General features: G+C 43.7%; 7 protein-coding genes. 2 read left to right on the top strand and 5 right to left on the bottom strand.

Going from position 1 to position 8,740, the window contains the following annotated elements:
- Window positions 1-530: 530 nt before the first annotated feature.
- Window positions 531-1,529, bottom strand: coding sequence for a sugar kinase (locus ABWV72_RS09170; protein ID WP_353370156.1), 999 nt, complete (start codon window positions 1,527-1,529; stop codon window positions 531-533).
- 24 nt (window positions 1,530-1,553) lie between these two features.
- Window positions 1,554-1,889 carry a cupin domain-containing protein gene (locus tag ABWV72_RS09165; protein WP_216050586.1) on the bottom strand — a complete coding sequence of 112 codons (336 nt, stop codon included), beginning with the start codon at window positions 1,887-1,889 and terminating at the stop codon, window positions 1,554-1,556.
- Between the two features lie 270 nt (window positions 1,890-2,159).
- Between ABWV72_RS09165 and ABWV72_RS09160 the strand changes: the two genes are divergently transcribed.
- Entirely contained in the window at window positions 2,160-2,891 is a 732-nt protein-coding gene (locus tag ABWV72_RS09160; RefSeq protein WP_353370154.1) for a FadR/GntR family transcriptional regulator, read from the top strand.
- A 674-nt stretch (window positions 2,892-3,565) separates the two neighbouring features.
- Here ABWV72_RS09160 and ABWV72_RS09155 read toward each other — a convergent pair.
- From ABWV72_RS09155 to ABWV72_RS09145, 3 genes are all read right to left on the bottom strand, one after another.
- On the bottom strand, window positions 3,566-3,775 hold the full coding sequence (locus ABWV72_RS09155) for a hypothetical protein (RefSeq protein ID WP_353370153.1): 210 nt from the start codon (window positions 3,773-3,775) through the stop codon (window positions 3,566-3,568).
- Window positions 3,776-3,839: 64 nt separating this feature from the next.
- The gene (locus tag ABWV72_RS09150; RefSeq protein WP_353370152.1) at window positions 3,840-4,985 is read right to left on the bottom strand and encodes a S8 family serine peptidase; all 1,146 of its coding nucleotides are present in this window, start codon (window positions 4,983-4,985) and stop codon (window positions 3,840-3,842) included.
- Between the two features lie 21 nt (window positions 4,986-5,006).
- Window positions 5,007-6,002 (bottom strand): hypothetical protein, encoded by a 996-nt coding sequence (locus ABWV72_RS09145; protein WP_353370150.1) that lies wholly within the window; start codon window positions 6,000-6,002, stop codon window positions 5,007-5,009.
- A gap of 1,053 nt (window positions 6,003-7,055) precedes the next feature.
- Here ABWV72_RS09145 and ABWV72_RS09140 point away from each other — a divergent pair.
- Complete coding sequence (locus ABWV72_RS09140) at window positions 7,056-8,723, top strand: ABC transporter ATP-binding protein (RefSeq protein WP_353370148.1); 1,668 nt, start codon at window positions 7,056-7,058, stop codon at window positions 8,721-8,723.
- Window positions 8,724-8,740: the final 17 nt, after the last annotated feature.

The following is an 8,740-nucleotide window of genomic DNA, read 5'->3' as shown; positions in this document are numbered from 1 at the left end:
AAAGCACCCGCCTACAGGGTTGAAGCCATCAAATTACGCGCGCGGGGCTAAAACACCCTCCTACAGGGAAATGTGATACATCATGGTAAACGCAGGGGGTAGCATGGCCTTTAGGCCATGGAAGCCATCAAGTTACGCGTGCGGGGCTAAAGCAACCGCCTACAGGGAAATGCGATACAACATGATAGACACGGGGTGTAGCATGGCCTTTAGGCCAAGGAAGCCATCAAATTACGCGTGCGGGGCTAAAGCAACCGCCGACAGGGAAATGCGATACATCATGGTAAATGGGGGGGTAGCATGGCCTTTAGGCCAAGGAAGCCATCAAATTACGCGTGCGGGGCTAAAGCAACCGCCTACAGGGAAATGCGATACATCATGGTAAACACGGTTTGTAGCATGGCCTTTAGGCCATAGAAGCAGCCAAATTACGCGTGCGGGGTTAAAACAGCCGCCTACAAGTGTATCAAGGAATCGAAAACGTTGAGGGTAGGGGTTTAACTGATTAGAAAAGGGAATTACCGGTTTGATTAAACCGGTAATTTATAAGACTGCCAGAAATTTTCGAACAGATCTTTAGGCATGATAGCGCCTGGTGTTTCAATCACTTTACTGGCCGCAGCACTAGCTGCTAAAGCAGAGGTTTTAGGATCGAAACCGGAAACGCGAGCACCAATATAAACGCCATTAAATGCATCACCCGCTGAGGTGGTATCAACTACGTTGTCATTGGGCACAATGGGGACAACCTCTCGTCCGCCTTCGTTGATGATGATGACGTTCTTCTCGCCTTGCTTCATCACCAATTCTTTTGGCGAATACTGCATGCACAACTCGATACACTGCTCAACATCATCCATACCGTAAAGCTTATCAAAGTCATCTACGCCGGGAAGTAATACATCAGCTATCTGGAATGCCTTTTCGATATTTAATTTCGCAATATCGGCAGAACGCCAAAGCTGAGGGCGGTAGTTAGGATCAAACGCAATCACCACGCCAGCCTGCTGCATTTCCTCTAGTTTCTGCCAGAACAAGGATCTTTCTTCATCCAACAAAATCGCTAAACTTATGCCTGAAAAGAAGAACATTCCGGTTTCATTTAACGCCAATGACTGCTCAGAAGACAAAGCACTGACCATGCGTTTCGCGGCAGAATCACCCCGCCAATAAATGAATGAGCGCTCACCAAAATCGTCAGTAATTACCATATAACTGCCAATATGATGTGAAGCTATTTTCGGAAGAAACTGGGTGCCGATGCTCTCATTGGATAGACGAGACACCAACTCACTACTGAGTCTGTCCATTCCTAAGCACGACATAAATTCAATGTCTAACTTAGGAAAGGCGCGTTTTAAATAGACACAAGAGTTATATAAATCGCCTGCAAATGACTTTCCAAGCTCACTCTCACTCTTGTTTACCAACTCAAGCATACACTCGCCTGCAAATACTAGCGGCCCGCTTACTTTAGTAAAAATATCCACTGACGGGTTATCGCTGGTATTTTCATTCTGATGTGACATTCATTGGTTCTCTATTAATAAATATTATAAAAAGTCTTCTCTAAGTGGGCTGAAAACATCGATTAAAATGCCAGCTTTTTTGCATACTGCACCGTGGTCAGCATGTGGTAGCATAAAAAAGCAATCGCCAGCTTTCAATAATTGTTTTTCTTCGCCTACTTGTACTTCAAATTCACCGCTTTCGATGTAGGTAACTTGAGAATGAGGATGGGCGTGGACATAACCAATCGCATTGTCGTCAAACCAGATTTTGGCCATCATAATTTGGTCGTTATAGCCCATTAATTGGCGTTTCATGCCGTTACCAATATCTTCAATTGGTTGTTTATCACCGTAAATAAACGCTTCGCTATGTGTCATATTTTTTCCCCAAGTTAATTTATGGTGGTATCTAATCAACTTAACCCAAAATTGTCAACCATTAATACCCTCTTGTTGTTACCAATTTAAATTTTATTGGTAATAATCTCGGGGGAGGTGTATGCTAGGTTTATTACCTTAGTTGTTAAGCAAGTGTAAAAAGTAAAACGGCTTGTTCTGACTAAGTATTAGTACAAACTTAAGTATAAGTAAAATAAACAGAAAGCGAAATAATAGTACAGCTGTAGTGTTTGGGTGAGAGGTCATAAGATGAAAAATCGTCGCATGTTTTGGCAGATAGTCGAAAAAATCGAAGCGTTAATTGATTCCGGAAAGTATCCTCCCGGCAGTCGATTACCACCCGAACGTGAATTAGCTGAAACGTTTAACGTAAGCCGTCCTACTATCAGAGAAGCTATCATTGCTTTGGAAGTAAGAGAGCGAGTTGACGTGAAAACAAGTTCTGGGGTTTACGTGCTGGAAAATCCGCAAAAAGCTGAACCTGAAGTGAAAGTCAGTGCCTTCGAATTAACCCAAGCAAGAGCATTAGTTGAAGGGGAAGCCGCAGCATTAGCAGCAGCCTCAATTACCGAACAAGAATTGACTGATTTAGAAGCCACTTTAGTTGCCATGGAAAAAGGCATACAACCGGAAAAGGCCGATCGCCAATTTCACCTCATCATATCCAAAGCAACGCGAAACAACGCGGTCTCTTTAGCGGTTGAAAAATTTTGGCAATTACGAGATTCAGAGCCAGAGATTGTTAACGTCTATAAAAATGTCTGCAACCGCAGCGACAGTGATCGGTTAGAAGAGCATCGCAAGATATTCGCCGCCTTAAAAAATCGAGATTCGGCGGAAGCAAGACAAGCTATGCATTATCATTTCAATCGATTAATCAATACATTATTCGAAATTAGCGAAGCCAAAGCCCTAGAAGAAGTGCGCAAACAATCGACCCAAACCCGCGATTTATATTCGTTGAATCATTTAGTCGATTAATCAATCCTCCCACCGTAGCATGGCCTTTAGGCCATGGAATGTGCCATGGAATCCCACAGGATTCTTGCGGGGCTAAAGCACCCGCCTACAAGAGGAATTCATTCGATTTTCGCGGGGCTAAAGCACCCGCCTACAAGAGGTATTCCTCCTGTAGCATGGCCTTTAGGCCATGGAATGTGGCATGGAATCCAACAGGGTTCTTGCGGGGTTAAAACGCCCGCCTACAGGGGGTATTCATTCGATTTTCGCGGGGTTAAAACGCCCGCCTACAGGTAAATGCGATACATCATGGTAAACACGGTTTGTAGCATGGCCTTTAGGCCATGGAATCCCACAGGATTCTTGCGGGGTTAAAACACCCGTCTACAGGGGACATTCATTCGATTTTCGCGGGGCTAAAGCACCCGCCTACAGCGGTCACTCCTCCTGTAGCATGGCCTTTAGGCCATGGAATGTGCCATGGAATCCCACAGGATTCTTGCGGGGCTAAAGCGCCCGCATACAAGAGGAATTCATTCGATTTTCGCGGGGCTAAAGCACCCGCCTACAGCGGTCACTCCTCCTGTAGCATGGCCTTTAGGCCATGGAATGTGCCATGCAATTCCACAGGATTCTTGCGGGGTTAAAACACCCGCCTACAGGGGGAAGTGCAAGTCATCTACAATAACATGGGATCAGAGGGGCTTCATGAGTTGGAATTCGTCTATTGTCACTTTGCCATCAAATGTGTTTTTAATCTTTTCTAGCACTGTATCAGTTGCGCTTACTTGATAACCTACGCTTTCATTACCTGCTATGACTTTAACACCATTAAAGTTGCTTAGTTCTTCACGCAGATTATCTATTGAAGCTGCACCATAAGCAGGCGCTATAACGTAAGTCATAAGTTGTCGCCTTTGGGTTTGCATCTGTTGAATTGCCATTTTTTCCTAAACACCGTATCTCACATTATAATACAGGAATGTTAAACTTCATATTATCCCCTAATTCCAAGGGTATCGATGTCGATCTAAGCTCATCAAGGGCGAGTGTAACTCTTGATATATCTCGGTTGCAACTATGATATGTTGAATTATTAGACAATTTAGCTGCCAATATCCCGCATAACATCGGAGAAGCGTATGACGTGCCGTAAATATCGACATTGGGTGTTTGATCTAGCGTATCGATAATACCTGCACCGGCAGCGATATAATCCACGTTCTCACCATAATCGTTATTTGGCCAATAATAATAAGTATCATCAATATCTATAGCCTGTTGAGACTGCTCATGTTCATAGCCGGGTGACGAAGGAGGACACGCCCCTTTTTTACCGAGAGCAACCGCCGTAACCACCTCGGCAAATCCCGCAGGGTATTTGAGTTTTTTATTATCATTTCCACCGGCAACGACTATCACTGTTCCGTTTTTTCTAGCTTGCAGAATGACGCTTAACAAAAACTGCGGCTTTTTATCTAAGTCTCCTGCGCTAATGTTGATAATGTCACATTGATAATCTCTGGATAGTGTTAGTACCGCTGTCGCCACTTGGAGAGGATTTAATCTGGACACATCGGTTTCATCCATCGCACCAATAAAAAAGATTTCAGATCCAGGCGAAATACCTTCAAAACCCCCATCTTCAGTCTGTTTATTTGCCAACAAAGAACAACAATAACGCCCATGAGGATGTTCCGCTATATTCATTTCTTTAAGCTGCCCTTGCGGATCCATTTGCCCTAGATTCTTAATATGTTGAAGTGATTCATCAATTTCTAAGCATAAATCAATGACTCCAATTCTAATATTTTGTCCACGATTAATATCACTGCTAGTTATTCCATGGGCAAGGTGCCACCAACCTAAAGGACCGGTTTGGTCGATACGCTGCAAACGAATAGTAGCGCCGCTGGGAGGGGCGTTTTGAGCATGACGCCAAAACCCTAGGGCAAAGGCTTTTATCTGAATATAGTCAATATCCTTTTCTTCTACGTCAGCAATTTTAAATGGTCGAAAATCTTTAAGCTGAATACTTTCTCCATTTTTCAAAAATACATAGAGGGTCGTTGTGATTTGTTCACCCTCATGGTTTAAGATGGTCAATTCATACATACTTTGATTCACTTCCTGTGGCTAGATTGATACATCTATTTTAGTTTGTTTTGTTCTTATTTTTATTACAGCATAAGGTATGTTGGCAAAAGGATCGAAACCGGTTTCTAAGTATTCGTTTATATCCATTTCTTTGGGGAGTGCGACCCCATAGGTGTTATAAAACACAGGGTCATGCTCTTCAAATTGATGTTTATACTGTTTAGGTACAACAATGCTAAATCCTTTGTTAATAACACCAATTTTTATTCGTGGATTTCCCAATAAATATTCATCTTGTGCATACTTTGAGAGGGCAAATACAAAACGCGGGCTCTTTAAAATCGGCTCTTGTTCTGCACTGAATTGATTAAATAATTCGTTAAGTACTTTTATAGCTTCATTCGCGATACCCGGGAAACCGAATGCGCTGGTGAGTTTTTTCCCTTGCTCACTTCCTAATAAACCAAATAAATCCTGCCACCATTTGGGTTTTTTATTTTCCATTATTTCTAAACTAAACTGCGCTAAACCGCCTCCAATTTGTATAGGCTGTCTGTTAAATAAGTCATTGGAGAAATTAGCACGAAGTTTGGTGGTGTCTCTGGATTGTTTCGCTGCGTTACTAATATCCAAGCCCGCTGCAATCGACCAAAACAAAGGTTTTAATAGAGAATTAGAAGTGCTGTCTTGTCCTATGTCCATTCTTAACGAAGCTCCAATACTGTCTTCATTAACTTCGGCAGGATGGAAGGTGGCGAGCTCAGTTTTCAAAATAACATCCGGCTGATCTTCAGAGCCAATTATGTCAGGAACAGTTTCGTGAGGATCAAGCAATGCGTCTCCTTCGAGTTTCGGATTAATATTGAAGATATGGCCCACTTGATCTTCGTCAATCAGATCTTTGTTTGACCTTCCCCTTTTTTCTTTAACACGCAAACTTCCGTCCAAGGGTTTCATTTTCTGATTACTTTCAGAAAATGACTCGTCGATATTTCCTTCAACTTTATAATCTGACAACTCTCCAAACTTAGCCAATGTGCATCTCCCTATATTTGATTGCCACCGATTATGTACGAATTTTAATCAGATTTTACACCCGTAGTCAATCAGCGGCCATCCCCGTAGCATGGTCTTTAGGCCATGGAACGTGCCATGCAATTCCACAGCATTCTTGCGGGGTTAAAACACCCGTCTACAGGGGACATTCATTCGATTTTCGCGGGGCTAAAGCACCCGCCTACAAGAGGTATTCCTCTGTAGCATGGGCTTTAGGCCATGGAATGTGCCATTGAATTCCATTCGATTTTCGCGGGGTTAAAGCACCCGCCTACAAGAGGCATTCATTCGATTATTGCGGGGCTAAAGCACCCGCCTACAAGAGGTATTCCACCGTAGCATGGCCTTTAGGCCATGGAATGTGCCATTGAATTCCATTCGATTTTTGCGGGGTTAAAACACCCGCCTACAAGGGCATCCATTCGAATATTGCGGGGTTAAAGCACCCGCCTACATGAGGTATTCCTCCGTAGCATGGCCTTTAGGCATGGAATGTGCCATTGAATTCCATTCGATTTTCGCGGGGTTAAAACACCCGCCTACATGAGGTATTCCTCCGTAGCATGGCCTTTAGGCATGGAATGTGCCATTGAATTCCATTCGATTTTCGCGGGGTTAAAGCACCCGCCTACAAGAGGTATTCCTCCGTAGCATGGCCTTTAGGCCATGGAATGTGTCATTGAATTCCATAGGAATATTGCGGGGTTAAAACACCCGCCTACAAGAGGTATTCCTCCGTAGCATGGCCTTTAGGCCATGGAATGTGCCATTGAATTCCATTCGATTTTCGCGGGGTTAAAGCACCCGCCTACAAGAGGCATTCATTCGATTTTCGCGGGGTTAAAACACTCGCCTACAAGAGGAATCCATTCGATTTTCGCGGGGTTAAAGCACCCGCCTACAGGCCATGAACGAACGATACAACCCTCCACGGGTTTTCACGGGGCTAAAGACACCGCCTACAGGTGCATCTTTGACCAAATTAAGATAGAGTAGAAGGCATTAGTCGTTTGTTCCTAGCTAACTCATTGCATGTCATTTTTATCGCTGTTTAAACTACTCCGCTACCACAAAACCGCACTAAGTCTCGCGGTAGTGTTGATGATCGCAGAAAGCCTGATTAGCTTAAGCATTCCGTACTTTATCGGCCAGTTTTCAACTAGCATCTTAGATCAAGAGAACGCATTTGGTTGGTCGATCGGTCAAATATGTTTGGCCTGGGTGGGCTTGATTATCTTACAAGCAGTTTTGCGTTTTGAATCTACGTTTAGAACCAACATCGTAGGGGCTGAGGTGCTAAACGACCTGAGTTGCCGACTCTACGACCACGTACAAATGCTGCCTATGGCCTATTTTAGTAATCGTAAAAAAGGCGAAATACTATCTCTCATCAGCAATGATGCTAACGTACTCAGTTACTTTTTGTCTGGCGTACTGACAGGCCTGGTGCCTGCGGCACTTTTGGTTTTGGGTGCCATTATAATGATGGCGCAAATTAATCTCAGTATTGCGCTCATTATTATCATCACAGTGCCGGTGTTTTTAATCACGATCAAAATTGTCGGCAAAACCATCCGCCCCATTTCTGAACAAGTCATAAAACACCAAGCAGGTGCCATTGCCATCGCCACTGAAAACTTTGGTTCAATGCAGCTGGTGAAAGCCTTTAATCGCCAAGGTATTGAGTCGAAAAAATTCCGCAAAAATGCCAACCAGGTACTTGATCTTAGAACCCGCTTATTGCGAATCCAAGCATTAATTTCGCCGCTAATTCAAATGATTATCTCAATCGGCATCGTGTTCATTGTTGTGGTTAGTGCTTTGCATTATCAATCTGGTGAACTCACAATTCCCAGCCTCATTACGTTATTAATGTATGGTTTAGTGTTCGCTAAACCTATGAGCACCTTTGCGGGTCTTTACGGCCAATTGCAACAGGCAAGGGGATCTTCCACACGTATTTTGGACGTGTTTAATGTATCCCCCGAGTCTGATGATAAAGCGCAATTCGACCTAAACTGTGAACGCGGCAGTATTCAGTTTAACGACGTATCTTTTGCATATCATGCGTCAAGTCCCATCCTGAAGAACGTAGATGTAGTTTTTGACAGCGGCAGCGCCAGCATTATTTTGGGGCCAAATGGCGCTGGGAAAACTAGCTTAATTCATTTATTAATGCGTTTTATGGAACCCCAATCGGGCAACATTTATATCGATGATCAAGCCATTGCCGATTGCAGTTTAGTCTCACTGCGTAAAGCCATAGGTTTAGTTTCTCAAGATATCGCATTGTGTGATGGCAACATTTTAGACAACATAGCTTACGGTTTGCCGCAAGCCAGCGAAGCAGAAATCGTTGAAGCTGCCAAACTCGCCGGTGCAGACACCTTCATATCCGAGTTGAAAGACGGCTACTACACCAAAGTCGGGGAGAACGGTGTGCTGCTCTCCGGCGGCCAACGCCAGCGTATTTCATTAGCTCGCGCGCTGGTGATTAATCCGCAAATTTTGCTCTTTGATGAACCAACATCGTTTACCGATGATGCCGGAAAACTGGAGTTTTCAAAGTTGTTGGCCAAATCATTGAAAGACAAAACCGTAATAATCGTGACTCACGACCAACAACTGTGTGAAGTCGCCGATAAAGTCTATAAAATACAGCAAGGAACTCTTGCGCTTGTGGAAAAAGAACCTGCTTAACAATTGCGTGAATTTGC

Source organism: Aliiglaciecola sp. NS0011-25, from assembly GCF_040370605.1.
Classification (GTDB): domain Bacteria; phylum Pseudomonadota; class Gammaproteobacteria; order Enterobacterales; family Alteromonadaceae; genus Aliiglaciecola; species Aliiglaciecola lipolytica_A.
Note: the sequence above shows the minus strand (reverse complement) of the source record. Positions and strands in the feature narration are given on the sequence as shown.